The organism is Streptomyces sp. NPDC002845, from assembly GCF_053591955.1.
The window spans coordinates 118,227-144,963 of record NZ_JBSFUU010000004.1 but is presented as its reverse complement, the minus strand read 5'-3'; the positions used below and the strand labels follow the sequence as shown (position 1 = coordinate 144,963).

Here is a 26,737-nt window from a genome sequence, read left to right as displayed (position 1 = left end):
ACCAGATCGAAACCCGAGGGGGCTGTTCCGGTCCGCCATGCTCGGGTCAGGATCTACGCGCGTTGTTTTCTCTGCGTGCCAGTGATCGTTTCCCGAGGAGTTGCCCGTCATGCCGTTGAACCGCCGGAAGTTCCTGAAGAAGTCCGCTGTGACCGGGGCGGGGGTGGCGCTGGCCGGCGCGGTCGCGGTGCCGGGTGCCGAGGCGGCGGAGGCTCGGGGCCGGAAGAAGAAGGGGCCGAAGCGGTACTCGTTCACCGTGATGGGCACGACGGACCTGCATGGCAACGTCTTCAACTGGGACTACTTCACGGACGCCGAGTTCGACGACCGGGAGCACAACGATGTCGGTCTGGCGAAGATCTCCACGCTGGTCGAGCAGGTGCGGGCCGAGAAGGGGCGCCGTAACACGCTGCTGATCGACGCGGGTGACACGATCCAGGGCACGCAGTTGTCGTACTACTACGCCAAGGTCGATCCGATCACCGCTCAGGGTGGTCCGGTGCATCCGATGGCGCAGGCGATGAACGCGATCGGTTACGACGCGGCGGCGCTGGGCAATCACGAGTTCAACTACGGCATTCCGGTGCTGCGGAGGTTCGAGGAGCAGTGCCGTTTCCCGCTGTTGGGCGCGAACGCGCTGGACGCGAAGACGCTGCGGCCTGCTTTTCCTCCGTACAGCATGCATCGGCTGCGTACGCCGTTCGGGCGTGATGTGAAGGTGGCGGTGCTGGGTCTGACGAATCCGGGTATCGCGATCTGGGACAAGGCGAATGTTCAGGGCAAGATGACGTTCCCGGGTCTGGAGGAGCAGGCCGCGAAGTGGGTGCCGAGGCTGCGGTCGATGGGTGCGGATGTGGTGATCGTGTCGGCGCACTCGGGTTCGTCGGGCACGTCGTCGTACGGTGACCAGTTGCCGTACATCGAGAACGCCGCGGGGCTGGTTGCCGAGCAGGTGCCGGGTATCGACGCGATTCTGGTGGGTCACGCGCACACGGAGATTCCCGAGTATTTCGTGGCGAACAAGGAGACCGGACAGCAGGTCGTCCTGTCCGAGCCTTTGAAGTGGGGTCAGCGGCTCACTCTGTTCGACTTCGAGCTGGTGTGGGAGAAGGGCCGTTGGACGGTCGAGACTGTGGGCGCGCAGGTTCTGAATTCCAACGTGGTGGACGAGGATCCGGAGATTGTCAGGCTGCTTTCCGACGAGCACGAGAAGGTGGTGGCGTACGTCAATCAGGTCATCGGCACGAACGCCGCCGGGATGACCTCGGTGGAGGCGCCGTACAAGGATGTGCCGATCATCGATCTGATCAATCACATCCAGGCGGACACGGTGAGGGAGGCGCTGGCGGGTTCCGAGTACGCGGCGCTGCCGGTGTTGTCGCAGGCGGCGTGCTTCTCGCGGAGCGCGGTGATTCCGGCGGGCGAGGTGACGATCCGGGATGTGGCGGGTCTGTACGTCTTCGAGAACACGCTGGAGGCCCGTCTGATGACGGGTGCCCAGATCAAGGCGTATCTGGAGTATTCGGCGAACTACTTCGTGCGGACGCCCGCGGGTGCGGAGGTGGACCCGGCGCAGCTGACGAATGCGAACGGTACGCCGGACTACAACTATGACGTGGTCAGCGGTCTGGTGTATGAGATCGATATCGCGCAGCCGGCCGGGTCGCGGGTGACGAATGTGCTGTTCGAGGGAGCGTCGCTCGCGGATGACGCGCAGTTCGTGCTGGCGGTCAACAACTATCGGGCCAACGGGGGCGGCAACTTCCCGCATGTTGCCGCCGCCGAGTTGCTGTGGTCGAACTCGGACGAGATCCGCAACACGATGATCGCCTGGGTGCAGGCGAAGGGTGCAGTCGATCCGGCCGAGTTCGCGTCGGTGGACTGGAGGCTCACGCGGGACGGCGCGCCCGTGTTCTAGAGCTTCAGAAGGTTCAGATCAACGGCGTCGGCGATGGCTTTCGCGCCGGCGTCGTTGACGTGGAGGCCGTCGCCGCTGTTGAACTCTTCGCGGATCCGGTCGGGTTGGTCCGGGTCCGCGACGGCGGCGGCTGCGTCGATGATGGCGTCGAAGGGGTGGGTGTCGCCGAGGAGCCAGGTGTTGACCTGGTGGCGTACGGCCTGGCCTTCCTCGGTGTCGTAGCCGGGGTAGACGGTGCCGGCGTAGGGTCCGACGGTGCTGCCGATGACGGTGAGTCCGGCGGTGCGGAGGCGTTCGGCGAGTGTGGTGAGGCCGGTGACGATGTCGTCGGCGGTGGGGAGTTTGCCGGGTTCGGGGAAGGCGATGGCGCCGGGCAGGCCGAGGTCGTTGAGGCCGACGTGGATGAGGACGTGGCTGACGCCGGGTGTGTCGAGGACGTCGCGTTCGATGCGTTCGAGCAGGGGTGCGCCGATCTCGCCGGTGAGCAGGCGGTTGCCGGAGATGCCCTGGTTGATGATCCAGCCGGTGGTGAGGCGGCGGTCGAGTTGTTCGGGGAAGCTGTTGCCGGTGCCGGGGGTGGTGGCCATGCCTTCGATCCAGGAGTCTCCGAAGGCGAGGGCGATGCGGGTGGTTTCGGGGGCTCGTACGTCGATGCCGTCGATGAAGTGGCTGGTGGTCAGCTCTTCGGTGTTTTCGAGGGTTTCGGCGTCGAGTTGGTTGCCGGGGGCCGCGTGTCCGATGTCGTACGGGATGGCGGAGTAGGTGCTGAGGCCGGTGTCGTCGGGCAGGTGGAGGCTGAGGGTGAGTTCTTCGCCTGCGGTGAGGGTCTGTTCGACGGGGTCGCTGGTGATTTCCTGGCCGGGTGGGACGGTGACGGTTTCGGCGCCCTCGAAGAGCAGGGTGGTGTCTGTTGTGGGGTCGATTCCGCTTCCTGTGGTGCGTCTGGCGATGTGTGCGCCGCTGATGGTGAGGGGTTGTGTTCCGTAGCGGTTGGTGAGGCGTACGCGGAATGCCTCGCCTTCGCCGGCCGGTCGTATGGTCTGGCGTACGGTCTGGTCGGCGAAGCCGCGGACTTCGAAGAGTTTGAAGGCTTCGTGCGGGTCGATGACGGCGGTGCGGTGGGCGGCGATCCAGGTGGTGCCGGGGGTGGCGCTGGTGCGGGTCATGGCCGAAAGGTAGGCACTTTTCTCACGGGAGTCATCACTTCCGCCCTACTTCTTTACTTTTCAATTACCGTCTGTCGACGAGCGGGGTGAGCGCGGCGGCGGCCGGGGCCTGTCGGGCGGGCGGGACCTGGGGCTGCTGGGCGAGGCCGAAGGTGGTGAAGGCGGTGCGCCGCGGGAGCGGGTACGGCTCCTTGCCGGTCACCGCGTTGAGGACGGTGGCGCTGCGCCAGGCGGCGAGGCCGAGGTCGGGGGCGCCGACGCCGTGGGTGTGGAGTTCGGCGTTCTGGACGTACACCGCTCCGGTGACGGACGGGTCGAGGACGAGACGGAACTGTTCGTCGATGCGCGGGCGTTCGGAGCTGTCGCGGCGCAGGTAGGGGTCGAGTCCGGCGAGGAGGCGGCCGAGGGGGCGTTCGCGGTAGCCGGTGGCGAGGACGACGGCGTCGGTGGTGAGGCGGGAGCGGGTGCCCTGCTGGATGTGTTCGAGGTGGAGTTCGACCTTGGTGGTGGCGAGGCGGCCGGCTGTGCGGACCAGGACGCCGGGGGTGAGGACGGTGTCGGGCCAGCCGCCGTGCAGGGTGCGGCGGTAGAGCTCGTCGTGGATGGCGGCGATCGTGTCGGCGTCGATGCCCTTGTGGAGCTGCCACTGGGAGGCGACGAGCCGGTCGCGGGTCGGTTCGGCGAGGGCGTGGAAGTAGCGGGTGTGGTCGGGTGTGAAGTGCTCCAGGCCGAGCTTGGAGTACTCCATGGGCGCGAACGCCTCCGTGCGCCCCAGCCAGTGGAGTCTCTCCTGTCCGGCGGGGCGGTTCCGGAGCAGGTCGAGGAAGACCTCTGCGCCGGACTGGCCGGTGCCGATGACGGTGACGTGTTCGGCGGTGAGGAGGCGTTCGCGCTCGCCGAGGTAGTCCGCGGCGTGGATGACGGGCACGCCGGGTGCCTCGACGAGCGGTCTGAGGGCGTCGGGCACATACGGTTCGGTGCCGACGCCGAGGACGACGTTCTTGGTGTACGTGCGGCCGAGGGCCTCGGCTTCCCCGTCGATGTCGAGCTGGGTGAAGTCGACTTCGAAGACGTCGCGTTCGGGGTTCCAGCGCACGGCGTCGACCTGGTGGCCGAAGCGGAGTCCGGGGAGGCTGTCCGCGACCCAGCGGCAGTAGGCGTCGTACTCGGCGCGCTGGATGTGGAAGCGCTCGGCGAAGTAGAAGGGGAAGAGGCGCTCGCGGCTCTTGAGGTAGTTGAGGAACGACCAGGGGCTGGCGGGGTCGGCGAGGGTCACCAGGTCGGCGAGGAACGGGACTTGGAGGGTGGTGCCGTCGATGAGCAGGCCGGGGTGCCAGTGGAAGCCGGGGCGCTGTTCGTAGAAGGCGGTGTCGAGTTCGGCGAGGGGGTGGGCGAGGGCGGCGAGGGAGAGGTTGAAGGGGCCGATGCCGATGCCGACCAGGTCGCGGGGGGCTTCGGGTTCTTGGCGTGGGGGGTTGGGGTGTGGGTTGGGGTGCGGGTTCGTCTGAGGATGGCTTGTCTGGGAATGGCTCGTCTGGGAGCGGCCCGTCTGGGAATGGCTTGTCGCGGGGTGGCTTGTCTGGGGGCGGCTCATTGGAGGGTGGCTCATCGGGGGGTGCTTCCTTCCACCAGTTTCAGGAGCGTGGCCAGGTCGTCCGGCCGGGTGTGGGGGTTGAGGAGGGTGGCCTTGAGCCAGAGCCGGCCGTCGAGGACGGCCCGGCCGAGGACGGCGCGGCCGTCGTCGAGGAGCTTTCGGCGTACGGCGGCGACGGCGGTGTCGGGCGCTTCGGCGGGCCGGAACAGCACGGTGCTGATGGTGGGCGGATCGTGGAGCTCGAAGCCGGGGTGTTCCTGGACGAGTGCGGCGAACTCCTGTGCGTGTGCGCAGACTTGGTCGACGAGTGCGCCGAGTCCGGCGCGGCCGAGGGTCTTGAGGGTGACGGCGATCTTGAGGATGTCGGGTCGTCGTGTGGTGCGCAGGGAACGGCCGAGCAGGTCGGGCAGTCCGGCTTCGGTGTCGTCGTCGGCGTTGAGGTAGTCGGCGCGGTGTGCGAGTACGGCGAGGTCGTGGGCGTCGCGTACGGCGAGCAGGCCGGCGGCGACGGGCTGCCAGCCGAGTTTGTGCAGGTCGAGGGTGACGGTGTGGGCGCGGTCGAGGCCGGTGAGCTTGGTGCGGTGGCGGTCGCTGAAGAGGAGCCCTCCGCCGTACGCGGCGTCGATGTGCAGGCGGGCTCCGTGGGCGGCGCACAGGTCGGCGATGTCGGGCAGCGGGTCGATGAGCCCGGCGTCGGTGGTGCCGGCGGTGGCGGCGACCAGGGTCGGGGCGTGCCGTCCGAGTTCGGTGAGCGTGTCGTCGAGGGTGGCCGGGTCGAGGGTGCCGGCCGGGGTGGGGACGGTGACGGGGGCGGGCAGGCCGAGTTGCCAGGCGGCGCGGTGGAGGGAGTGGTGGGCGTTGGCGCCGCAGACGAGTCGCACTCGGCCGTGGGCGCCTTGGGCGCCTTGGGCGCCTTGGGCGCCTTGGGCGGCTTGGGCGGCTTGGGCGGCTTGGGCGGCTTGGGCTTCGCGGGCGAGGAGGACGGCGAGGTGGTTGGACTCGGTGCCGCCGGTGGTGACCAGGGCGTCGGCGGCGTGCACTTCCTTGGCCAGGGCCTGGGTGACGAGGGCCTCCAGTGCGGAGGCTGCCGGGGCCTGGTCCCAGGAGTCCAGGGACGGGTTGAGGGCGGAGGCGGCGAGGTCGGCGGCGGTCGCCACGGCGAGGGGTGGGCAGTGGAGGTGGGCCGCACACAGGGGGTCGGCGGGGTCGGCGGCGCCTGTCGCGAGGGCGCGGACGAGGGTGTGGAGGGCGTCCGGGTCGCCGTGGTGGGGCAGGGGGTCGCCGAGTGCCTCCCGCATGCGCGTGGCGACCGCGTCCGGGCCTCCGGCGGGCAGGGGGCCGCCCCGTTCCTCCCCGCCCTGCCGTAGCGCGTCGAGGACTGTGTCGAGCAACGGGCGCAGCGCGGTGGGGCCTTCGGGGCCCGAGGCGAGGGGCGGCGTGCTCATGGCTGTCCTCCGGGGGCGCGGCGTGAAGTTCCAGCTTGTGCGCGTGTGGGTGGGGCGCGCCCGGAGAGGACAACGATTCGACTCGAAAGGGGGTACTGCCGTGCGGGGGAAATGTGCGGGGAGGGGCGGTGGTGCTGGGCATGTGTCGTGGCCCCGCGCCCCTCTGGGGGCGCGGTCGTCACCTCGCCTCGGTCAGGCGGCCTCCCTCACGTTCAACGCCCGTGCCAGGTCGTCGAGTTGGTCGACGAGCTTGCGGTGCAGGGCGGGGATGGGGTCGGCCTCCCGTAGGCACTGCTGTCCCGAGCGGAGCGTTTCCGCGTCCACGGCGTGCACGGGGAACGCCCATCGGCCGGCGGCGTCGGCGATGGCGGGGCCGCGGCGGGCGGCGACGGCGACCGCGTCGGTCCAGTACCGCTCGACGTACTCGCCGAGCAGGTCGGTCTGTTCGGGTTGCCAGAAGCCCTGGGCGGTGGCGGTGAACAGGTAGTTGGAGAGGTCGTCGGTGGTGAACATCGCCTCCCATGCCGTGCGCTTGGCCTCGGGGTCGGGCAGCGCGGCGCAGCAGCGGGCGGCGCCCTCCTGGCCGGTGGCGCTCGGGTCGCGTTCCAGTTCGGCGGCGATCGTGGCCTCGTCGGTGGCGCCGAGGACGGCGAGGCGGGCGAGGATGCGCCAGCGCAGCTCGGGGTCGAGTTCGGGTCCGCCGGGCACGGTGCCGTCGGCGAGCCAGGCGGCGATGGTGTCGGGGTGGGCGGAGGCGTCGATGCGGTGGCGTACGGCGGTCAGGCGCAGGCCGGGGTGGGAGCCGTCCTCGGTGCGGCGGATGAGGTCGCGGCACAGGCCGGTGAGGGCGGACAGGGCGGCTGGGCGCTCGTCGGGGCGTACGTAGCGGTCGGCGATCTGGGCCGAGGCGAAGGACAGGACGCCCTGGACGAGGGCGAGGTCGTCCTCCTCGGGGAGGTGGGCGGCCGCGGTGGCCAGGTAGTCGGCCGGGGCGAGGTCGCCGTCGCGGACCATGTCGCGCAGGGCGTTCCAGACGACCGCGCGGGTGAGCGGGTCGGGGACGCCGGACAGGCCGCGCAGGGCGGTCTTCAGGGATTCGTCGTCGAGGCGGAGCTTGGCGTAGGTGAGGTCGAGGTCGTTGGGGACGACGAGGGCGGGGTGGGTGCCGGAGCGGGGTGCGGGGGCGGTGTCCTGGGGGACGTCCGTCTCGTAGCGTTCGCGCAGGGTCAGGGTGCGGCCGTCGCTGAGGTCGCGGTCGTACACGCCGATGGTGACGCGGTGCGGGCGGCTGCCGTCGCGGTCGAGGGCGAGGGTCCATTCGCCGGGGCGGGAGTCGGTGGAGGCGGTGAGTGTGTCGACTCCGGTCGTGCGCAGCCAGGAGTCGGCCCAGGCGTGGACGTCCCGCTCGGTGTGGGCGGCGAGGGAGTCGATGAAGTCGGCGAGGGTGGCGTTGCCGAACTTGTGGCGGGCGATGTGGGTGTTGATGCCGGCGAGGAAGTCCTTCTCGCCGAGCCAGGTGACGAGTTGGCGTAGTGCGGAGGCGCCCTTGGCGTAGGAGATGCCGTCGAAGTTGAGGAGGGCGGAGGCGGTGTCGGGGACGGCGTCCGGGTCGGGGGCGACGGGGTGGGTGGAGGGGCGCTGGTCGGCTTCGTAGCCCCAGGGTTTGCGGGTGACGCCGAAGTCGGTCCAGGTGCCCGTGTAGCGGGTCGCTTCGGCGAGCGTCTGGTAGCCCATGTATTCGGCGAAGGATTCGTTGAGCCAGATGTCGTCCCACCATGTGAGGGTGACGAGGTCGCCGAACCACATGTGGGCCATCTCGTGGGTGATGGTGACGGCGCGGGTCTGGCGTTCGGTGTCGGTGACGGCGGAGCGGAAGATGTACTCGTCGCGGAAGGTGACCAGGCCGGGGTTCTCCATGGCGCCGGCGTTGAACTCGGGGACGAACGCCTGGTCGTAGGAGTCGAAGGGGTACGGTTCCTCGAACTTCTCGTGGTAGCGGTCGAAGCACGCGCGCGTGATGTCGAGGAGTTCGTCCGCGTCGGCTTCCAGGTGGGGGGCGAGGGAGCGGCGGCAGTGGAGGCCGAAGGGCAGGCCTCGGTGTTCGGTGCGCGCGGAGTGCCAGGGGCCGGCGGCGACGGCGACCAGGTAGGTGGAGATCAGCGGGGTGGTGGCGGCCCGCCAACGGCCGTCCTCCTGCTGCTGGGTGAGGCCGTTGGCGAGGACGGTCCAGCCCTTGGGGGCGGTCACGGTCAGGTCGAAGGCGGCCTTGAGGTCGGGCTGGTCGAAGGCGGCGAAGACGCGTTGCGCATCGTCGAGGAACAGCTGGGTGTAGACGTAGGTCTCGCCGTCGGCGGGGTCGGTGAAGCGGTGCATGCCCTCGCCGGTGCGGGAGTAGCGCATGACGGCGTCGATGTGCAGTTCGTGCTCGCCGGCGGTGAGGCCTTTGAGGGGCAGCCGGTTTCCGTCGAGTGTGTCCGGGTCGAGGAGTTGTCCGTCGAGGTCGGCCTTGCGCAGTTCGGCCGGCTTGAGCTCGACGAAGGTGTCCGTGGCTTCCTGGTCGTCTCGCACCGTGAAGTGGATGACGGTGCGGGAGTCGAAGAACTCGTCACCGCGCGTGAGGTCGAGGTCGATCTCGTAGCGGTGGACGTCGAGGAGGCGGGCACGGGTCTGCGCTGCGTCGCGCGTCAGAACGGACATGAGGACATGCTGCCTGATGCCTCTGACAAGTCCCAGGGGAGGGCTGGTACGAGGGCCGTGGGAAGGCGGGTGAGAGGCTCGTGGGGCCCGTGTTCGGCTCTTCGCACCGATTCTGCGCGTCCGCTACTTCTGCTACATCCGTTTTACGCGTCTGCTGCGTCCGGTCCTGCGCCGTCTTGCCGCGTTGTCACTCCGCTGCGCCGTCTTGCCGCGTTGTCACTCCGCTGTGCCGCCCGTTCCGCCCGTTCCGCCCGTTCCGTTCACGGCGTCGTCCGCGATGCGTTCGTGGTGGCGGATGACCTCGGCGATGACGAAGTTGAGGAGCTTCTCGGCGAACGCGGGGTCCAGCTTGGCGTTTTCGGCGAGCCGGCGCAGCCGGGCGATCTGCGCGGCCTCGCGGGCCGGGTCGGCGGGCGGCAGCTGGTGCGCGGCCTTGAGGTGGCCGACCTGCTGGGTGCACTTGAAGCGCTCGGCGAGCATGTGGACGACGGCGGCGTCGATGTTGTCGATGCTCTCGCGCAGCCGGGCGAGCTCGGCGCGGATCGCCGGGTCGATGTCGCCGGTACCGGTGTTGCTGGTGGTCATGGACGTCACCCTACGGGGCGGGCCGGAGGCGGCGTCCGCCGGCGGGTGGGCGCACGCGCGCGTGAAGGGGTGTTGTGGCGCACGCGCGCGTGAGGGGAGTGCTGTGGCATACGCGCGCGTGGACCCCGTTCACGGATTGCGGCTCCCGGAGGCTCCCAAAGGCTCCCGGAACGTCAGGAGGCGGTCAGCGACTTGTGGAAGTGCACGTCCTGGTGTCCCCCGGGGATGCCCTCGGTGCGGCCGGTCTCCCGGTAGCCCTGTTTGCGATAGAAGTCCGGCGCCTGGAAGGTGAAGGAGGAGACGATCATGTCGGTGCAGCCGCGTCGTACGCCCTCCTCCTCGGCCGCATCGAGGATCTTGGCGCCCCAGCCCGCGTGCCGCTGGTCCTCCCGCACCCACAGCATGTCCACGGCGCACAGACTGCCCCAGATCCAGCCGGTGAGCCCGCCGGCCACCTCGCCCGCCGCGTCGGTCATCCGGACGGAGAATTCGGCCGGTTCCCCCGCCCCGGTCGCGCGGGCGTTGAAGGCGGTGAGTTCGTCGTCGATGCGCTGCTCCAGCTCGCTGTCCTTGCCTCCGACCTGCAGAGACGCGGTGGCAGCGGGGTGCCGTTCGGTGGTCATGGCGGGGAGTATGGCAGGCGGCGGAGGCGCGGCGAACTCGTTTTCCCGGGGAACCGTCCCGGTCCGGCCAGGGCACGAGGACGGATTCGCGCCATCGCCCGCTGCCAACCCGCGCCCGTCCGCCGACGTCCACTTAGAGTGGAAGCGAGTCGAGGCGTCGTGGGGGTGCGGACGTGGCGAACGGCGGACCTGTCGAGCACGGCTACCCTCACCTGGAGACGGTGCGGGTGGCGATCACCGCGCTGTACAAGCGGCTCTCGTACGACACGATCCATACGTTCGCGACCAGCGTCGCCCCCGCCGACGTGGCCTTCTGCGACACGGACGACCTCCACTTGGGGGCGCAGCGCGTGGCCCGCGAGCTGGTTCGGCACTACCGGCTGCCGGACGCCCGGATGATCGTCAGCTTCCGCGAGATGACTCACGCGGCGAACGTCGAGCTCGCCGCGGGCCCCGAGTACTTCATCGAGTTGAACGACCGTTTCCGCACCCACCGCCGGGACATCGGCGCGGCCCTCTCCCACGAGGTCATGCACGTCTATCTGCACCGGCTCGGCCTGTCCTTCCCCGGCACCCGTGACAACGAGATCCTCACGGACACGGCGACAACGTACCTGGGCGCCGGCTGGCTGCTCCTCGACGCCTTCCGGGAGGACGCGGCCTCGTCGCAGAAGCTCGGCTATCTCACCCCCGAGGAGTTCGGTTACGTCCTCGCCAAGCGGGCGTCCCTGTTCGGCGAGGACCCGTCGATCTGGTTCACCAGCCCGCAGGCGTACACCGCGTACACCAAGGGTGCGGCCCAGGCCCGCCGTGACGAACAGCAGCCTCCGCTGACGACCGCGGGCTGGGCGGGCCGCCGCCGCTATGCCAAGGACCGCCGTTACGCCCAGGACCACCGCCCGCCGGGCCCGCAGCCGGGCGTCCCGTACTCCTTCAGCCCCGACGGCCGTGGCCCGCTGGGTGTGTCGTTCCCCTGTCCGACGTGCCACCAGCGCATCCGGGTCCCGGTCCGGGGCCGCGTCCGCGCGCGGTGCGCGCTGTGCCGGACGGTGCTGGAGTGCGACACATAGGAGGCGGGCGGCTCACCCCGCCCCGTACACCGGTCGCGGCACTTCCGCCTCCGCGAGGAGCTTGAGTGCCGCGTCGCCCGCCTCGGCCGGGGTCCAGCGGGCGCCCTTGTCTGCGGTGGGGCCGGGCCGCCAGCCGTCCATCACGGTGATACGGCCGCCCTCGGTCTCGAAGACGCGGCCGGTGACGCCCGCGGCGGCGGGGGAACCGAGCCAGACGACCAGGGGTGAGACGTTCTCGGGGGCCATGGCGTCGAAGCCGGTGTCGGGTGCGGTCATCGTGTCGGCGAAGGTCTGCTCGGTCATGCGGGTGCGGGCGGCGGGGGCGATGGCGTTGACCTGGACGCCGTAGCGTTGCAGCTCGGCCGCCGCGACCAGGGTCAATCCGATGATCCCGGCCTTCGCCGCGCTGTAGTTCCCCTGTCCGACCGAGCCCGACAGCCCGGCCCCGCTGCTGGTGTTGACGACCCGGGCCACCGGTGTCCGCCCGGCCTTGGCCTCGGTCCGCCAGTGCGCCGCCGCGTGCTTCAGCGGCAGGAAGTGGCCCTTAAGGTGGACACGCAGGACGGCGTCCCAGTCGTCCTCGTCGAGATTGACGAGCATCCGGTCGCGCAGGAACCCGGCGTTGTTGACGAGGGTGTCGAGCCGGCCGTACGTGTCCAGCGCGGTGCGAACGAGGGACGCGGCACCCTCGGTCGTGGCGATGTCGCCGCCGTGGGCGACCGCTTCTCCGTCCGCCGCGCGGATCTCGTCGGCGACGCGGGCGGCCGGGCTGTCGGGGCCGGGTGTGCCGTCGAGTCCGACGCCGAGGTCGTTGACGACGACTCGGGCGCCCTCGGCGGCGTACGCGAGGGCGTGCGCGCGGCCGAGTCCGCGGCCCGCGCCGGTGACGACGACGACGCGCCCCTCGCACAGCCTCGGTGCCCTCAGCCGTGGTGCGCTCGGCCGTGGTGCACTCATCTCACTCCTCCTTCTTGCCTGCTTCTTGCTCTTTTTGTTGCGCTTTGTTGACGGTCGCGGCGTCGAGGAAGGCGGGCCGCTCCCCGCCGCCGTGGACGAGCAGGGAGGCGCCGGTGATGTACGCGGCGGCGTCCGAGGCGAGGAACACGGCCGCCTCGCCGATGTCGGACGGTTCGGCGAGGCGGCCGAGCGGGACGGTGCGGGCGACGGCCGCGATGCCGTCCTCGTCCCCGTAGTGGAGGTGGGACTGCTCGGTGCGGACCATGCCGACGACGAGCGTGTTGACGCGGATGTCCGGGGCCCACTCCACGGCCATCGAGCGCGCCAGGTTCTCCAGCCCGGCCTTGGCCGCGCCGTACGCCGCCGTGCCGGGCGAGGGGCGGGCCCCGCTCACGCTGCCGATCATCACGATCGCGCCGCGGGCCCGCTTGAGCTGCTCGTACGCGGCGAGCGAGGCGGTCAGCGGCGCGGTGAGGTTGAGCTCGACGACACGGGTGTGCCGTACCGCGTCCACGGCGGTGAGCAGGCGGTACGGGCTGCCGCCCGCGTTGTTGACCAGGACGTCGAGGCGGGGCAGGCCGGCGAAGAGACGCTGCACGGCATCGGGGTCCCGCAGGTCCACGGGTACGAACTCGGCGCCCTTGACCGGCACTTCGGGTGGTCTGCGCGCACAGACCACGACATCGGCTCCCGCCTCGACGAAGGCGCGGGCGATCCCCGCGCCGACGCCACGGGTGCCGCCGGTGACGACGGCGAGCTTGCCGCTCAGCCCTCGATCTCCGGCCCGCTTGGAGTTATCCACAGGCTCTCCCGCCGGATTGGATGCGCTGCTACCTTCGAAATCTCACCAAACAAACATTTGGTGGAACGACGGCTGACTGGAAAGGTAGCTGATGAGCTGATGAGTGTCTCCACCTCGTCCCCGGAAAAGGGGATTTCCGTCGTCACGGTGGACTTCCCGCCGGTGAACGCGCTGCCGGTGCGCGGCTGGTTCGAGCTGGCCGACGCCGTGCGCACGGCCGGGCGCGACCCGGAGATCCGCTGTGTCGTGCTGACGGCGGAGGGGCGCGGGTTCAACGCGGGGGTGGACATCAAGGAGATACAGGCACAGGGGCAAGGACAGGAGCAGGGGCAGGGGCAGGGACAGGGACACAGCGTGCTGATCGGCGCCAACCAGGGCTGCGCGGAGGCCTTCTCGGCGGTGTACGAGTGCGAGGTGCCCGTGGTCGCGGCGGTGCACGGCTTCTGCCTGGGCGGCGGCATAGGCCTGGTGGGGAACGCGGACGCGATCGTGGCGAGCGAGGACGCCACGTTCGGGCTGCCCGAACTGGACCGGGGCGCGCTGGGGGCGGCCACGCATCTGGCCCGGCTGGTCCCCCAGCACCTGATGCGCGCGCTGTACTACACGTCGCGTACGGCGACCGCGGCCGAGCTGCACGCGCACGGGTCGGTGTGGCGGGTGGTGCCGAGGGCCGAGTTGCTCGCGGCGGCCCTGGAATTGGCGCGCGAAATAGCGGCGAAGGACGGCCGGCTGATCCGGCTCGCCAAGGCCGCCATCAACGGCATCGACCCCGTCGACGTGCGGCGCAGTTACCGCTTCGAGCAGGGCTTCACGTTCGAGGCGGGTCTCAGCGGGGTCGGCGACCGCGTCCGTGACAGCTTCGGGAAAGCGGGTGCGTAGGTGAGGGACAAGACGATGACCGCCGACGAGGCCGTCTCACGACTGGAGAGCGGGATGACCCTGGGTATCGGCGGCTGGGGCTCGCGCCGCAAGCCCATGGCCCTGGTGCGAGCACTGCTCCGTTCCGGGATCACCGATCTCACCGTTGTCTCGTACGGCGGCCCGGACGTGGGCATGCTCGCGGCCGCCGGGCGCATACGGAAGCTGGTCGCCGCCTTCGTGACCCTCGACTCGATCCCCCTCGAACCGCACTATCGCGCCGCTCGTGAGCGCGGGGCCTTCGAGCTGATGGAGGTCGACGAGGCGATGTTCATGTGGGGGCTGCACGCGGCGGCGAACCGGCTGCCGTTCATACCGGTGCGGGCGGGCATCGGTTCGGACGTGGTGCGGGTCAATCCCGGGTTACGGACGGTGCGTTCGCCGTACGACGACGGGGAGACGCTGGTCGCCATGCCCGCCCTCCGCATGGACGCGGCCCTGGTACACGTCAACTGCGCCGACCGGTTCGGCAACGGGCAGTACCTGGGCCCGGACCCGTACTTCGACGATCTGTTCTGCGCGGCGGCCGACACCGCGTACGTCTCGTGCGAGCGACTTGTCGACAGCATCGGCACGGCGGAGCTGACGAAGGAGGCCGCACCGCAGACCCTGCTGATCAAGCGTCACACGGTGACCGGGGTGGTGGAGGCGCCGGGCGGCGCGCATTTCACGTCGTGCGCCCCGGAGCACGGTCGGGACGAGGCGTTCCAACGGCACTACGCGACGACGCCCTGGCCCGAGTTCGCGGAGCGGTTCCTCGCCGGGGACGAGCGGGACTACCAGCACGCCGTACAGGCCTGGCACAAGGAGAAGGAAAGAGAAAAGGAAAGCGGAAAGGAAAGGAGAGAGGGGACATGACGGCCGTGACGCGGGCCGAGTACTGCGTGATCGCCTGCGCCGAGGCCTGGCGCGGTGCCGGGGAGATCCTCGCGAGCCCCATGGGTCCGATCCCGTCCGTGGGTGCGCGGCTCGCCCGGTGGACGTTCTCCCCCGAGCTGCTGCTGACCGACGGCGAGGCCATGCTCGTCGCCCCGGACGGGACACCGGAGGGCTGGCTGCCGTACCGCCAGCACCTGGCCCTCGCCTCCGGCGGCAAACGGCACGTGATGATGGGCGCGAGCCAGATCGACCGGCACGGCAACCAGAACATCTCGTGCATCGGGGACTGGGTCAGGCCGAGGCGCCAGTTGCTCGGGGTGCGGGGCTCGCCGGTCAACACGCTGAACCACCCGACCAGTTACTGGATACCGAGGCATTCGACGCGGGTGTTCGTCGAGCGGGTCGACATGGTGTGCGGGGTGGGGTACGACCGGGCGGCCGAGCATCCCGGGACGGCGCGTTTCCACCACATACCGCGTGTGGTGTCCGACCTCGGCGTCTTCGACTTCGCCACCCCTCACCGCTCGATGCGGCTGGCCTCCCTGCACCCGGGGGTCACGGTCGAGCAGGTGAGGAAGGCGACGGGCTTCGAGCTGGTTGTCCCCGAGGAGGTGCCGTACACCCGCGAACCGACGCCGGAGGAGCTGCGGTTGATCCGCGAGGTGATCGACCCGAAGGGGGCAAGGGAGCGGGAGGTCCCCGACCCCGGCGGTGCCCCCGACCCCGGTGGTGCCCCCGGCCGGCAGGCACCGGACGCCGCCGCGCCCCGAAGGACCGGGACCTGATGGACACCGCGCTCACCCGGCTCGTCGGTGTCCGCCACCCCGTCGTACAGACCGGCATGGGCTGGGTGGCGGGCCCCCGCCTGGTCTCCGCCACCGCCGACGCGGGCGCCCTCGGCATCCTGGCCTCCGCGACGATGACGCTCGACCAGCTCCGGGACGCGGCAAGGGAGGTGAAGTCCCGCACGGACGCCCCGTTCGGCGTGAACCTGCGCGCGGACGCCGGGGACGCCCGCGACCGGGTGCGGATCATCGTCGAGGAAGGGGTGCGCGTGGCCTCCTTCGCGCTGGCTCCGTCCAGGGAGCTCATCGCCGAGCTCAAGGACGCGGGTGTGGTCGTCATCCCCTCCGTGGGCGCCCGCCGCCACGCGGAGAAGGTGGCCGCGTGGGGCGCCGACGCGGTGATCGTGCAGGGCGGCGAGGGCGGCGGGCACACCGGTGAGGTGGCGACGACCGTGCTGCTGCCGCAGGTGGTCGACGCGGTGGACATACCCGTCGTGGCGGCGGGCGGTTTCCATGACGGGCGGGGGCTGGTCGCCGCGCTGGCGTTCGGGGCGGCGGGGATCGCGATGGGCACACGGTTCCTGCTCACCTCGGACTCGACGGTGCCGGACGCGGTGAAGGCGGAGTACCTGGCGGCGACCGTGAAGGACGTCACGGTGACCACGGCCGTGGACGGTCTGCCGCACCGCATGCTGCGCACGGAGTTCGTGCGCTCGCTGGAGACGGCGAGCCGTACCCGTGCACTGCTGCGAGCCGTGCGCCGGGCGGCTGCCTTCCGGCGGACGTCCGGGCTTTCGTGGCCCGGAATGGTCCGTGACGGGCTGGCCATGAAGCACGGCAGGGACCTCAGCTGGAGCCAGGTCCTGCTGGCCGCCAACACGCCGATGCTGTTGAAGGCGTCGATGGTGGACGGTCGTACGGACCTGGGGGTGATGGCGTCCGGGCAGGTCGCCGGAGTGATCGACGACCTGCCGTCGTGCGCGGAGCTGGTGGACCGGATCGTCACGGAGGCGGCGGAGACGCTGAACCGCCTGAAGGAGTACGGCTGACGCGCCCGCACCTGTTTGCCGGGAGCACAGTCTTCACCTGACGTACCGTCAACTTCGCTGGTGCGGAACGGAGAAGGAGAGCGCTCCCCACGTCAACGGGAGTACAAACATGTGCCCGAAAACACTGCCCGTCCGCCACTTCAGCCTCTAGTCTGTTTTCAGACCCTGTCCGGGCACTCCTGCCCCACCTGCCTCGTCCCGGGACCGGGACAGCACTCAGGTTGCCGGACGGGCGTCCTGGGCGCGGGCCGTGGCTTCGGGAAGAGGTGGGGCAGTCGGGCGCAATGGCCGAGGGGGCCTGCCCGGACAAGCGGGTCCCCCTTCGCCCCGGCGGGCCGATTCCCGCCCGCCACAATGAGAACAGGCAGCTGAGGTCATGGAACCACTGGACTCAGAGGATCCCCAGGAACTAGGTCCCTACCGTCTTGTGGCACGGCTCGGCGCAGGGGGTATGGGGCGGGTCTTTTTGGCCACGTCCCCGTATGGGCGAACAGTCGCGATCAAGGCCATCCGTCCCGAGATGATGGGCGACAGGAGCTTCCGCATCCGCTTCCGTCGTGAGGTGGAGGCGGCGAGAGCGGTCGGTGGCCGGTATACGGCGCCCGTGGTGGACGCCGATCCGGATGCGGCCACGCCCTGGCTGGCCACCGACTACATACCCGGCCCGACTCTGGCGGACGCGGTCGCCGAGCACGGGCCGCTGCCGGTGGAGTCGGTACTCGCGCTGGGCGCCGGCATCGCCGAGGCGCTGATCGCCGTGCAGGCCGCCGGGCTGGTGCATCGCGACCTCAAGCCGTCCAACGTGCTGCTTGCCGCCGACGGTCCACGCGTCATCGACTTCGGCATCGTCCGGGCCAGCGACGGCTACGACCTCACCCGCTCCGGAGCCCTGTTCGGGTCCTTCGAGTACATGTGTCCCGAGCAGGCCACCGGTGACTCGATAGGGCCGGAAGGTGACATCTTCTCCCTCGGGGCGGTTCTCGCGTTCGCCGCGTGCGGACGTGCGCCGTTCAGCGGTTCCTCGGCGGCCACCCTTCTCTACCATGTGGTGCACGGCACGCCCGACCTGATGGACGTACCCGAGCCGCTGGACAAGATCATCAGCCTCTGTCTCGCCAAGGATCCGCAGCTCCGGATCACTCCGGACCGGCTGTCCGCGGCCTGTGCGCCCGGCGGTGCGGAGCAGGCGCTGGGGGACGGCTGGCTGCCCGCGCCCCTGGCCTCCGCGATCGCCCGCCGTACGGCGGCCGCGATCGCTCTCGACACTCCGCCGCACGACGGGATCACGGTCTCCCACGGCCAGAACAGTTCTGCTGCCGCGAGCAGTGTCGAGTGCAGTTCCGTGACGCCCGAGGCAGGCCGGTACGGGGCGGCCTCCGCCACGGCGACGCCGCCGCCGTACGACTCCGGTGCCTACCGTTACGCGGACGGGATGCGGACGATCGCCGAACCGCCGGGGCCGAACCCCTCCGTCTCCCCCGAGGAAACGGCACCAGGGCGCTCCCCCTCCCCCGTGCATCGCCGCGCCCCTTCGCGCCCCGGTCTCTCCCGGCGCGCGGTCCTCGCCGCGTCGGCGGGCGGCGCCGCCGCCGTCACCGTGGGCGCCGCCCTGCTGATCACCCGGGGGAGGAATTCCGACGGGCAAGCCGTGGAGCCGCTCGGCGCGGCTCCGGAGCCGCTGTGGACCTACAGCGGCGATCCGCTGCTTCAGGCCCCGGCTGTTTTCAACGACGGGACAGCCCTGGTGAAGACCCGCCCGGGCAACGTGGTCTGCCTCGCGCTCAAGGACGGCACCCGGCCCAAGTGGATCTACCAGGGCATCAGCCAGTCGCCCACCCCGGTCCTTCTCGTCTCCGGTGCCGCCGTCGCGTTGGGCGAGGGCTCGACCGTGATCGGCATCGACCCGGCCGATGGCGCGGAGCGTTTCACGATCGACTTTGGACCGGAGTTCCGGTTCGACACGCTGCTCGGCAGCTACGGCGACCAGACCGCCTCCATCATCGGTCTCCGTTTCCGGCGCCAGTCCGATGAGCAGGGGGTCGCCACGTCCACGAACACGGTCTTCGGCGTCGACCTCGCGGCCCGCCGAGCCCTCGTCACACCCATCAGCCCGGAGGACGTCGGAATCGCGTTGCATCCGGTCATCATCCCCGGCTACTTCGTCTATGCCGACGGGCTTCGCAATGTGACGGCGCGGTACACCAGAAGCACCGGCGTACGGTGGAGACACCCCGTCGGCTACGACCTCAGGCCGACCCTGGCCCTGCTCGGCCAGACGGTGTTCGCCATCGGCCGCGAACTCATGGCACTGGACCTCGCCACGGGCAACATGCGCTGGCGGGTGAGGGCGGAGCGTGGCCTGTTCGCCTCTCTCTGCGTCGCCGGCGACACGGTGTACGTCACCGGCACGGATCCCGGCGGTGTGTACGCCTTCGACGCCGCGGACGGCACCGAGCGCTGGCACTGCCCGACCCCGCGCCTCAACGTCGACCTGCCGATCACCGCCGACACCCAGGCCGTCTACGCCCCGGCCTCCGAGAACAGGAACGGTTTCTACGCGATCGACGCCGCCCGGGGCACACTCTTGTGGAACTTCACCGACGGCCTGGACACCGGCGTCAACAACTGGCAGCTCGCCTGTGACGGCACCGGGTACCTGGTGGCCCAGCACTACGACCGCACGTACGCCCTGTCGACCTCCTGACAACGGGCTTCCCGCGGACCCGGGGTTCCGGCGCCGCCCGCGCCTACAGCCGCTCGATGATCGTCACGTTCGCCTGACCACCGCCCTCGCACATGGGCACCATCCCCAACGGCCCCCTCGCACTGCTCGGCCCCGAGGGGCCTCACAGTCGTCGGGAGCCTGCGCCGGACTCCGTCCGTCGGATCGGTGGTCCCGCCGTCGTCACATCCGCTCGATGATCGTCACGTTCGCCTGGCCTCCGCCCTCGCACATCGTCTGGAGGCCGAACCGGCCGCCCGTGCGTTCCAGTTCGTGCAGCAGGGTGGTCATCAGCTTGGCGCCGGTGGCGCCGAGGGGGTGGCCGAGGGCGATGGCGCCGCCGTTGACGTTGACCTTGTCCGGGTCGGCGCCGGTTTCCCTGAGCCAGGCGAGGACGACCGGGGCGAAGGCCTCGTTGATCTCGACGAGGTCGATGGCGTCCAGTGACAGGCCGGTCTTCTTCAGGGCGTGGGCGGTGGCCGGGATGGGGGCGGTGAGCATGCGGATGGGGTCCTCGCCGCGTACGGAGAGGTGGTGGACGCGGGCGCGGGGGGTGAGGCCGTGTTCGCGTACGGCGCGTTCGGAGGCGAGGAGCAGGACGGCGGCGCCGTCGGAGACCTGGGAGGAGCAGGCGGCGGTGATGGTACCGCCGTCGATGACCGGTTTCAGCGCGGCCATCTTCTCCAGCGAGGTGTCCCGGCGTGGGCCCTCGTCGGCGGTCACGTCGCCGTAGGGCACGGTCTCTCGGCCGAAGCGGCCCTCGTCGATCGCGCGTACCGCCCGCCGGTGGGAGCCGAGCGCGAACTCCTCCTGGTCACGGCGGGTGATGCCCCACTTGGCGGCGATCATCTCGGCGCCGGCGAACTGGTTGACGGGCCGGTCGCCGTACCGGTCCCGCCAGCCCGTGCTGCCGGCGAAGGGTCCCTCGGTCAGCCCGAGAGGTACGGCGGCCTGGCGGGAGGCGTAGGCGATGGGGATCATCGACATGTTCTGGACGCCGCCGGCGACGACCAGGTCCTGGGTGCCGGACAGTACGGCCTGGGCGGCGAAGTGCACGGCCTGCTGCGAGGAGCCGCACTGCCGGTCGACCGTCACACCGGGCACCTCCTCGGGCAGCCCGGCGGCCAGCCAGCAGGTGCGGGCGATGTCGCCGGCCTGCGGCCCGACCGTGTCGAGGCAGCCGAAGACCACGTCCTCCACGGCCGCCGGGTCGACGTCCACCCGGTCGGTCAGTGCCTTCAGCACATGTGCCCCGAGGTCCGCCGGATGGACCCCGGCCAGGCCTCCTCCGCGCCGCCCGACGGGCGTACGGACCGCTTCGACGATATAGGCCTCGGCCATGGCGACTCCCCAACTCCCCATACTCATCAGTGAGTTACGTACGTACGGCGATCCCGTCCAGCACCATCGACAGGTACTGCCGGGCGATCTCCTCCGGGCTGTGCTGTCCGCCGGGCCGGTACCAGGACGCGGCGACCCACACCGTGTCGCGTACGAACCGGTAGGTGAGCCGGATGTCGAGGTCGGCCCGGAAGACCCGGGCGGCGACCCCGCGCTCCAGCGTGGACAGCCATGCCTTCTCGAACTTGCGCTGTGACTCGGCGAGGAACGCGAAGCGCTCCTGCGGCGCGAGCTGTCTGGACTCCCTCTGGTAGATGGCGACGGCGGCGCGGTGCCGGTCGATCTCCCGGAAGGACTCGGTGACCAGGGCCTCCAGTGTCTCGCGCGGCCCCAGCCCGGCGTCCAGGACGGTGTCGTAGCCGTCCCAGAGCTCGTCGAGGAAGGTCCGCAGGATCTCCTCCAGCATCGATTCCTTGGAGTCGAAGTGGTAGTAGAGGCTGCCGGCGAGCATGCCCGCGTGGTCGGCGATCTTGCGGACGGTGGTGGCGTTGTAGCCCTGCTCGGCGAAGACCTCGGCGGCGGTGCCGAGGAGTTCTCGGCGCCGCTCGGGCGAGGCGCCGGCCGGGGTTTTCCTCGTGACGGCTACTTGAGGCTTCACCTGGGGCTTCTTCTTCGTAGGCACGAACACATTGTGGTCCCGGGAACCGGCTAGGGGTGCTGGCTGCTGACGGCGACGACCTCGCCGGTCATGTACGAGGAGTAGCCGGACGCGAGGAAGACGATCACGTTGGCGACCTCCCAGGGCTCGGCGTACCGTCCGAAGGCCTCGCGTTCCGTCAGTCGCGTCAGCGTTTCGGCCGACGTCACCTTCACGAGGTGCGGATGCATGGCGAGGCTGGGTGACACGGCGTTGACGCGCACCCCGTACTCGGCGGCCTCCAGTGCCGCGCAGCGGGTCAGGGCCATCACGCCCGCCTTCGCCGCCGCGTAGTGCGCCTGCCCGGCCTGGGCGCGCCAGCCGACGACGGATGCGTTGTTGACGATCACCCCGCCGTGCTCGCTGTCCCGGAAGGCCCGCAGGGCGGCCCGCGTGCACCGGAACGTTCCGTTCAGTGTCACGTCGAGCACCCGTGTCCACTGTTCGTCGGTCATGTCGGCGAGGGTCGACGTGCCGCCCAGGCCCGCGTTGTTGACGACGATGTCGAGGCGGCCGTGCACGCGCTGTACTTCCGCGAACAGGGTCCGCACCCGGGCCTCGTCCGTGACGTCGCACGGCACTGCGGTCACCGCGTCGCCGAACTCCCCGGCCAGCTCGCCCTCGTACTCCTTTAGCCGCCGCGCGTGCGCGTCGCTGATCAGCACGCGCGCGCCCTCCTCCAGGAAGCGGCGCGCGGTCGCCCCGCCGATCCCCGCGCCCGCGGCCGCGGTGATGACGGCGGTCCGTCCCGCCAGCAGCCCGTGCCCGTGCACGTACGCCGGACCCTCGACGTCTGTCATAGGTCCACGCTAACCTACCAAACACTTGTTAGGGAAGAATGTCGGCTGCCGAAAAGGCGACAAGGCGAAGGACGGTGACCGTGGACCTCAGGCACTCCCCGGCGGACGAGGCGTTCCGCGCCGAGGCCCGCGCCTGGCTCGACGCCCATGTACCACCGGCCCCCCTGCCCTCCCTGGAGACCGAGGAGGGCTTCGCGGCCCACCGCGCGTGGGAGGCCGAACTCGCCGCGGACCGCTGGTCGGTGGTGTCCTGGCCCGAGGAGTACGGCGGCCGGGGCGCGGACGTCTTCCGTTGGCTGGTCTTCGAGGAGGAGTACTACGCGGCGGGCGCCCCGGGCCGGGTGAGCCAGAACGGCATCAACCTCCTGGCGCCGACGCTGTTCGAGTACGGCACGGCGGAGCAACGCGCGCGCGTGCTCCCGGCGATGGCGACCGGCGAGACCGTCTGGGCGCAGGCATGGTCGGAGCCCGAGGCCGGCTCGGACCTGGCCTCCCTCACCTCGCGCGCGGTCCGCACGGACGGCGGCTGGCTGCTGACCGGCCAGAAGACCTGGTCGTCCCGGGCCGCCTTCGCGGAGCGCGCCTTCGGCCTCTTCCGCAGTGGGCCGCGGGCCGCGAGTCCGCACCCCCCGAAACCGCATGTCGCAAAGCCACCCGCCCCGAAGCCGCACCAAGGGCTGACGTACCTGATGTTCGACCTGCGTGCCCCCGGCGTGACCGTCCGCCCCATCGGCCGCCTCGACGGCAGACCGGCGTTCGCCGAGCTCTTCCTCGACGAGGTCTTCGTCCCCGACGAGGACGTGATCGGCGAGCCGGGCCAGGGCTGGCGTATCGCCATGTCGGCGACGGGCAACGAACGGGGCCTGATGCTCCGCTCCCCCGGCCGCTTCCTCGCCTCGGCCACCCGTCTCGCCGAGCTGTGGCGCGCGCGGGGCTGCCCGCCGGACCTGCGCGACCGGGTGGCCGACGCGGTGATCGGCGCACGGGCGTACGAACTCTTCGCCTACGCCCAGGCGTCCCGTCTCACCGCCGAAGAGCCCCTCGGCCCCGAGTCCAGCATGAACAAGGTCTACTGGTCCGAGTACGACATCGCCCTGCACGAGACCGCCCTCGATCTCCTCGGCCCGGAGGGAGAATCGGCCGACACCGACTGGTCCGAGGGCTATGTGTTCTCCCTCGCCGGCCCCATCTACGCGGGCACCAACGAGATCCAGCGCGACATCATCGCCGAGCGCCTCCTCGGCCTCCCGAAAGGCCGCCGCTGATGCGACTCCCGCTGCCGAAACCGAAACCGAAGCCGGAGGGTCCCTCCTGATGCGCTTCCTCCTCGACCCCGAACAGCGCGCGTTCGCCGGCTCGCTGGACGCGATGCTGACCGCCGCGGACACGCCGTCGGTCGTACGGGCCTGGAGCCACGGCGACCACACACCCGGAGGCGCGCTGTGGCGCCGTATCGCCGAGGCGGGAGTCTTCGCGCTGGCGGTGCCGGAGGCGTACGAGGGGATGGGCCCCCTTCCGGTCGAAGTCGCCGTCGCCTTCGTGGAGCTGGGACGGCACGCGGTGCCGGGCCCCCTGGTGGAGACGGTCACGGCGGCGGCCCTCCTCGCGGAGCTGAAGGACCCGGAACGCATGGCCGAGCACCTGCTCCCCGCCCTGGCCTCCGGCGCGACCATGGCGACGATCGCACCCCCGGCCGCGTACGCCCTGGACGGCGACGCGGCCACGATCCGCCTCTCCCTGAGCCCCGACGAACTCCGCCTCGCCCCCGGTCACGGCCCTCCCCGCGCCTCCCTCGACCCGGCCCGCCGCCTCACCCCCCTCGACCCGGGCGGCGAACTCCTCGCCCCCGGCCCACCGTTCGCCCGCGCCCTGGCCTGGGCCCGCCTCACCACCGCCGCCCAGGCCCTCGGCGTAGGACTCGCCCTCCTCGACAGGACGGTGGCGTACGTCAGGCAGCGGACCCAGTTCGGTGTGCCCATAGGCTCGTTCCAGGCGGTGAAGCACCGGCTGGCCGACGCGAAGGTGGCGCTGGAGTTCGCGCGCCCGCTGGTGTTCGGGGCGGCGGTCACCATGGACGCGGCCGACGTGGCGGCCGCCAAGGTCACGGCGTGCGAGGCGGCGTACACGACCGCGCGCACCGCCCTGCACCTGCACGGCGCCATCGGCTACACGGCCGAGTACGACCTCTCGCTCTGGCTCACCAAGGCCCGTGCCCTGCGCACCGCCTGGGGCGATCCGGCGGCCTGCCGCGCCGAGGTGCTCAGTGGTGGTGATCGCCTCTCGTGAGCTCCCGGTACTCCTCCTTCGTGGGCTTGGCGACGCGTGCCCCCCGGCCCGTACAGGGCGCGGGCGAGCCCGGCCCGCAGCCGCTGGGCGCCCCCGACCCGGAGTCGTACGCCGCCGCCCGCCGGATCGACATCAGGGTGGCACAAGGACCGCGACAAGCCGACGGGGCGACCGCGGTCCGCCGGTCACGGGAGGATGCCCCGCGCCCGTGCCGCGGCCAGCCACAGCGGGAACTCCTCCACCAGACGGTCGTACAACTCACTGTCGGAGACCCGCCGCGGATCCCGACCGGCGTGGAAGAACCCGGCGTTGTCGACGATCCGCCTGCCCGGTACGGCCAGCTCGTCGAGCCTGCGCAGGAAGTCGAACTGCCTGCTGCCGGGGTCGCCGAAGCCGATGAACTGCCAGAACAGGGGCAGCCTGGCCGCCTTGCACACATACCGTTCCGCGGCGAGCCTGCTGCTCGGCCCGCCGTCGGTCTGGAAGACGACGAGGGCCGGGTCCTTGGAGCCGCTGTCGAGGTAGTGGTCGATGACCGCGTCCATGGCCAGGTGGTAGTTGGTCCTGCCCATGTGCCCGAGCCCGGCCGCGATCCGCTCGACACGTCCCTGGTGATCGGCGAGCGCGATGTCCGTCACCGCGTCGATGCCGGTGGAGAAGAAGACCACGGGGACGATCCCGTCGTCGTCGAGGTGCGCGGACAGCCCCAGCACCCGGTCGGCGAGGGCCTGCACACTGCCGTCCTTGAAGTACGGCCTCATCGAGCCCGAGTAGTCGACGACGAGGTACACCGCCGCCCGCTGACCGCTCAGCCCGTGCTTGGTGAGGGAGACCCCGGCCGTCTTGTAGAGGCTGACGAGAGCGGGCGCGGTCTCCTCCACCTTGCTGAGGCTGATCGCGGGCATACGGGGCTCCTTCATCGCACGGGGGCCGGCGGGCAGACCGAGGGTACGGCAGGCCGTGGCCCTCAACCGTCGGTCCCGTCCGGCTCCGGGGCCGTGGTGCCGGAGTGGAGCGCGAGGATCGTGAAGACCCGCTGCCGGGCGGGGCCGTCCATCAACTTCACCAGTGGCAGGGCGCATTCCCACAGGTCTTCCTTCTCGACCCCGTGGGCGAGCGCGTCGAGTTCGGGGTCGGGCAGCGCGGCCGCCGCGTCGGCGACGATCTGCCGGGCCTCCACCGGCAGGGCCTCGGTCAACGGCAGGAACTCCGCCCAGAGTCCGGTGGCCACGACGGCCCGTACGACGCCGGTGAGCGCGCGGGGGTCCCGCAGCGAGGGCAGGGCGGCGACGGTCCGCCGCCGGTCCTCGTCGAGCAGTGCGACCAGGGGCAGCAGGGACTCCCACAGCCCCTCGGCGGCGACGGTCCGCACCAGCGCGTCCAGCCGGTCCGCGGGCTGTGCGGCGGTGAACGCGGCGATCCGTGCGCGCAGTGAGCCGGTCACCGCGCAGCCGACGGTGAGCGCCTCCACCCAGAGTCCCTCGGCCGCGGCCGTCCTGATGAGCGACGCGATCCGCTCCTCGCCCAGGAACTCCAGGCCCTGGCCGAGCCGGTCGGGCCGGTCGATGAGGAACCCGGTCCGCAGAATCGTCATGTCGTCGAGCAGCGGCAGAATCCGGCTGAGCGCCGAGGCCCGCACGTACCCGGCGAACCGGCCCATCGTGACATGGTCGCCGCGCTCGGCGAGTTCCACGGCGAGACGTACGACCAGGTCCTCGTCCAGCCACTCCAGGATGGCCGGTATCCGCCGCGGATCGAGGTGCGCGGCCGCCTCGGCGAGGAACGCCGGGGGCAGACTGTCCATGACGGCGGCGGCCCGTGCGGGCTCCAGCCGTCCGGCGACGGCGGCGGCAGCCCTCGGTCCCAGCCCCTTGCGCGCGAGGACGGCCGCGGCCCGCGCGGGCACCAGCCGGACGGCGGCTGCCAGCCGGTCGAGCGTCTCGGTCTCCTCGTCGAACAGCGCGGAGACGCTGCGCTCGCGGAAGAGCCGTACGTCGTCGGCGGGCAACTCGCGCAGGAACGCGAGCCGTTCGGGCTCGACCCCGAGGAGTTGCCCCATCTTCAGGATCTCGGCCCTGTTGGACAGGGTCTCCATGCCGTCGGAGCCTCCTCGGCCTAGCGGCTTCCTCGTGCTGGTCGCCTGTTCGTCCTAGCGGAAGTGGAGCCGTACGGGTCTGCGCAGCACCGCCGGGGCCAGCTCGGCCAGTTGTCCGACCGCCTCGTCCAGGAGGGCCGCCCGTCGCTGCCGTTCGTTCCGCAAGGCCTCGGTCAGCAGCGTGATGTGCTCCTCGGCCAGCCCCGCGAACCCGCCCGGCACCGGCGCCCTCAACTCCAGCGCCAGCTTGTCCGGTTCCTCGCTGCTCACAGGACCTCCGGGAGAGCGGATGAGCGGCCCCTGGCCAC

Annotated in this window: 23 protein-coding genes; 9 read left to right on the top strand and 14 right to left on the bottom strand. The window is 70.9% G+C overall.

The features are described from left to right. Positions 1-109: 109 nt before the first annotated feature. On the top strand, positions 110-1,918 hold the full coding sequence (locus ACWD3C_RS04195) for a bifunctional metallophosphatase/5'-nucleotidase (protein WP_451139868.1): 1,809 nt from the start codon (positions 110-112) through the stop codon (positions 1,916-1,918). Here ACWD3C_RS04195 and ACWD3C_RS04190 read toward each other — a convergent pair. The 6 genes from ACWD3C_RS04190 to ACWD3C_RS04165 form a co-directional block, all read right to left on the bottom strand. Then, positions 1,915-3,084, bottom strand: a complete 1,170-nt coding sequence (locus ACWD3C_RS04190) for a GDSL-type esterase/lipase family protein (RefSeq protein WP_451139866.1) — start codon at positions 3,082-3,084, stop codon at positions 1,915-1,917. The genes ACWD3C_RS04195 and ACWD3C_RS04190 overlap by 4 nt on opposite strands. A gap of 64 nt (positions 3,085-3,148) precedes the next feature. Further along, on the bottom strand, positions 3,149-4,693 hold the full coding sequence (locus ACWD3C_RS04185; RefSeq protein ID WP_451139864.1) for a lysine N(6)-hydroxylase/L-ornithine N(5)-oxygenase family protein: 1,545 nt from the start codon (positions 4,691-4,693) through the stop codon (positions 3,149-3,151). Further along, positions 4,690-6,123, bottom strand: a complete 1,434-nt coding sequence (locus tag ACWD3C_RS04180; RefSeq protein WP_451139862.1) for a pyridoxal phosphate-dependent decarboxylase family protein — start codon at positions 6,121-6,123, stop codon at positions 4,690-4,692. The genes ACWD3C_RS04185 and ACWD3C_RS04180 overlap by 4 nt, the downstream gene beginning before the upstream one ends. Before the next feature lie 192 nt (positions 6,124-6,315). Continuing rightward, on the bottom strand, positions 6,316-8,820 hold the full coding sequence (gene pepN / locus ACWD3C_RS04175; RefSeq protein ID WP_451139860.1) for an aminopeptidase N: 2,505 nt from the start codon (positions 8,818-8,820) through the stop codon (positions 6,316-6,318). Between the two features lie 216 nt (positions 8,821-9,036). Next, positions 9,037-9,405, bottom strand: coding sequence for a chorismate mutase (locus ACWD3C_RS04170; RefSeq protein WP_451139858.1), 369 nt, complete (start codon positions 9,403-9,405; stop codon positions 9,037-9,039). Between the two features lie 173 nt (positions 9,406-9,578). Continuing rightward, complete coding sequence (locus ACWD3C_RS04165; RefSeq protein WP_451139856.1) at positions 9,579-10,028, bottom strand: GNAT family N-acetyltransferase; 450 nt, start codon at positions 10,026-10,028, stop codon at positions 9,579-9,581. A gap of 173 nt (positions 10,029-10,201) precedes the next feature. On the opposite strand from ACWD3C_RS04165, the gene ACWD3C_RS04160 reads away from it, so the two are divergent. Beyond that, on the top strand, positions 10,202-11,098 hold the full coding sequence (locus ACWD3C_RS04160; RefSeq protein WP_451139854.1) for a hypothetical protein: 897 nt from the start codon (positions 10,202-10,204) through the stop codon (positions 11,096-11,098). 12 nt (positions 11,099-11,110) lie between these two features. Here ACWD3C_RS04160 and ACWD3C_RS04155 read toward each other — a convergent pair whose 3' ends face one another. Then, positions 11,111-12,055 carry an SDR family oxidoreductase gene (locus tag ACWD3C_RS04155; protein ID WP_451139853.1) on the bottom strand — a complete coding sequence of 315 codons (945 nt, stop codon included), beginning with the start codon at positions 12,053-12,055 and terminating at the stop codon, positions 11,111-11,113. A gap of 1 nt (position 12,056) precedes the next feature. After that, complete coding sequence (locus ACWD3C_RS04150; RefSeq protein ID WP_451139851.1) at positions 12,057-12,857, bottom strand: SDR family oxidoreductase; 801 nt, start codon at positions 12,855-12,857, stop codon at positions 12,057-12,059. Between the two features lie 99 nt (positions 12,858-12,956). Between ACWD3C_RS04150 and ACWD3C_RS04145 the strand changes: the two genes are divergently transcribed. The 5 genes from ACWD3C_RS04145 (at position 12,957) to ACWD3C_RS04125 (ending at position 19,192) form a co-directional block, all read left to right on the top strand. After that, a complete protein-coding gene (locus ACWD3C_RS04145; protein ID WP_451139849.1) occupies positions 12,957-13,736 on the top strand; it encodes an enoyl-CoA hydratase family protein in 780 nt (259 codons plus the stop codon). Beyond that, positions 13,737-14,633 carry a CoA transferase subunit A gene (locus ACWD3C_RS04140; protein WP_451139847.1) on the top strand — a complete coding sequence of 299 codons (897 nt, stop codon included), beginning with the start codon at positions 13,737-13,739 and terminating at the stop codon, positions 14,631-14,633. It begins immediately after the preceding gene. Further along, positions 14,630-15,439: a CoA-transferase subunit beta gene (locus ACWD3C_RS04135; RefSeq protein WP_451139845.1), complete on the top strand. Its 810-nt coding sequence runs from the start codon at positions 14,630-14,632 to the stop codon at positions 15,437-15,439. Before ACWD3C_RS04140 ends, ACWD3C_RS04135 begins: the two co-directional genes overlap by 4 nt. Next, positions 15,439-16,488, top strand: a complete 1,050-nt coding sequence (locus tag ACWD3C_RS04130; RefSeq protein WP_451139843.1) for an NAD(P)H-dependent flavin oxidoreductase — start codon at positions 15,439-15,441, stop codon at positions 16,486-16,488. Before ACWD3C_RS04135 ends, ACWD3C_RS04130 begins: the two co-directional genes overlap by 1 nt. A gap of 376 nt (positions 16,489-16,864) precedes the next feature. Further along, the gene (locus ACWD3C_RS04125; protein ID WP_451139841.1) at positions 16,865-19,192 is read left to right on the top strand and encodes a protein kinase domain-containing protein; all 2,328 of its coding nucleotides are present in this window, start codon (positions 16,865-16,867) and stop codon (positions 19,190-19,192) included. Between the two features lie 201 nt (positions 19,193-19,393). Here the strand turns inward: ACWD3C_RS04125 and ACWD3C_RS04120 are convergent, their stop codons facing one another. The 3 genes from ACWD3C_RS04120 to ACWD3C_RS04110 are packed head-to-tail and all read right to left on the bottom strand — an operon-like array spanning position 19,394 to position 22,048. Then, positions 19,394-20,551: an acetyl-CoA C-acetyltransferase gene (locus ACWD3C_RS04120; protein WP_451139839.1), complete on the bottom strand. Its 1,158-nt coding sequence runs from the start codon at positions 20,549-20,551 to the stop codon at positions 19,394-19,396. 34 nt (positions 20,552-20,585) lie between these two features. After that, positions 20,586-21,233: a TetR/AcrR family transcriptional regulator gene (locus ACWD3C_RS04115; protein ID WP_451139837.1), complete on the bottom strand. Its 648-nt coding sequence runs from the start codon at positions 21,231-21,233 to the stop codon at positions 20,586-20,588. 26 nt (positions 21,234-21,259) lie between these two features. Beyond that, positions 21,260-22,048, bottom strand: a complete 789-nt coding sequence (locus ACWD3C_RS04110) for an SDR family oxidoreductase (RefSeq protein WP_451139833.1) — start codon at positions 22,046-22,048, stop codon at positions 21,260-21,262. Positions 22,049-22,128: 80 nt separating this feature from the next. Between ACWD3C_RS04110 and ACWD3C_RS04105 the strand changes: the two genes are divergently transcribed. Further along, positions 22,129-23,313: an acyl-CoA dehydrogenase family protein gene (locus tag ACWD3C_RS04105; RefSeq protein WP_451139831.1), complete on the top strand. Its 1,185-nt coding sequence runs from the start codon at positions 22,129-22,131 to the stop codon at positions 23,311-23,313. A 49-nt stretch (positions 23,314-23,362) separates the two neighbouring features. Then, positions 23,363-24,334, top strand: a complete 972-nt coding sequence (locus ACWD3C_RS04100; protein ID WP_451139829.1) for an acyl-CoA dehydrogenase family protein — start codon at positions 23,363-23,365, stop codon at positions 24,332-24,334. 185 nt (positions 24,335-24,519) lie between these two features. Here ACWD3C_RS04100 and ACWD3C_RS04095 read toward each other — a convergent pair whose 3' ends face one another. The 3 genes from ACWD3C_RS04095 to ACWD3C_RS04085 form a co-directional block, all read right to left on the bottom strand. After that, positions 24,520-25,239 carry a vWA domain-containing protein gene (locus ACWD3C_RS04095; protein ID WP_451139827.1) on the bottom strand — a complete coding sequence of 240 codons (720 nt, stop codon included), beginning with the start codon at positions 25,237-25,239 and terminating at the stop codon, positions 24,520-24,522. 62 nt (positions 25,240-25,301) lie between these two features. Further along, the gene (locus tag ACWD3C_RS04090) at positions 25,302-26,429 is read right to left on the bottom strand and encodes a hypothetical protein (RefSeq protein WP_451139825.1); all 1,128 of its coding nucleotides are present in this window, start codon (positions 26,427-26,429) and stop codon (positions 25,302-25,304) included. A 54-nt stretch (positions 26,430-26,483) separates the two neighbouring features. Then, on the bottom strand, positions 26,484-26,699 hold the full coding sequence (locus ACWD3C_RS04085; protein WP_451139823.1) for a hypothetical protein: 216 nt from the start codon (positions 26,697-26,699) through the stop codon (positions 26,484-26,486). Positions 26,700-26,737 lie beyond the last annotated feature (38 nt).

What these genes read in the sequence shown, in the direction of transcription:
- ACWD3C_RS04130 (WP_451139843.1), top strand. Translation starts at nt 15,439, where the DNA reads ATGGACACCGCGCTCACCCGGCTCGTCGGTGTCCGCCACCCCGTCGTA.
- ACWD3C_RS04110 (WP_451139833.1), bottom strand. Translation starts at nt 22,048, where the DNA reads ATGACAGACGTCGAGGGTCCGGCGTACGTGCACGGGCACGGGCTGCTG.
- pepN (WP_451139860.1), bottom strand. Translation starts at nt 8,820, where the DNA reads ATGTCCGTTCTGACGCGCGACGCAGCGCAGACCCGTGCCCGCCTCCTC.
- ACWD3C_RS04155 (WP_451139853.1), bottom strand. Translation starts at nt 12,055, where the DNA reads ATGAGTGCACCACGGCCGAGCGCACCACGGCTGAGGGCACCGAGGCTG.
- ACWD3C_RS04100 (WP_451139829.1), top strand. Translation starts at nt 23,363, where the DNA reads ATGCGCTTCCTCCTCGACCCCGAACAGCGCGCGTTCGCCGGCTCGCTG.
- ACWD3C_RS04090 (WP_451139825.1), bottom strand. Translation starts at nt 26,429, where the DNA reads ATGGAGACCCTGTCCAACAGGGCCGAGATCCTGAAGATGGGGCAACTC.
- ACWD3C_RS04125 (WP_451139841.1), top strand. Translation starts at nt 16,865, where the DNA reads ATGGAACCACTGGACTCAGAGGATCCCCAGGAACTAGGTCCCTACCGT.
- ACWD3C_RS04095 (WP_451139827.1), bottom strand. Translation starts at nt 25,239, where the DNA reads ATGCCCGCGATCAGCCTCAGCAAGGTGGAGGAGACCGCGCCCGCTCTC.
- ACWD3C_RS04190 (WP_451139866.1), bottom strand. Translation starts at nt 3,084, where the DNA reads ATGACCCGCACCAGCGCCACCCCCGGCACCACCTGGATCGCCGCCCAC.
- ACWD3C_RS04120 (WP_451139839.1), bottom strand. Translation starts at nt 20,551, where the DNA reads ATGGCCGAGGCCTATATCGTCGAAGCGGTCCGTACGCCCGTCGGGCGG.
- ACWD3C_RS04170 (WP_451139858.1), bottom strand. Translation starts at nt 9,405, where the DNA reads ATGACCACCAGCAACACCGGTACCGGCGACATCGACCCGGCGATCCGC.
- ACWD3C_RS04180 (WP_451139862.1), bottom strand. Translation starts at nt 6,123, where the DNA reads ATGAGCACGCCGCCCCTCGCCTCGGGCCCCGAAGGCCCCACCGCGCTG.
- ACWD3C_RS04145 (WP_451139849.1), top strand. Translation starts at nt 12,957, where the DNA reads ATGAGTGTCTCCACCTCGTCCCCGGAAAAGGGGATTTCCGTCGTCACG.
- ACWD3C_RS04165 (WP_451139856.1), bottom strand. Translation starts at nt 10,028, where the DNA reads ATGACCACCGAACGGCACCCCGCTGCCACCGCGTCTCTGCAGGTCGGA.
- ACWD3C_RS04195 (WP_451139868.1), top strand. Translation starts at nt 110, where the DNA reads ATGCCGTTGAACCGCCGGAAGTTCCTGAAGAAGTCCGCTGTGACCGGG.
- ACWD3C_RS04185 (WP_451139864.1), bottom strand. Translation starts at nt 4,693, where the DNA reads ATGAGCCACCCTCCAATGAGCCGCCCCCAGACAAGCCACCCCGCGACA.
- ACWD3C_RS04135 (WP_451139845.1), top strand. Translation starts at nt 14,630, where the DNA reads ATGACGGCCGTGACGCGGGCCGAGTACTGCGTGATCGCCTGCGCCGAG.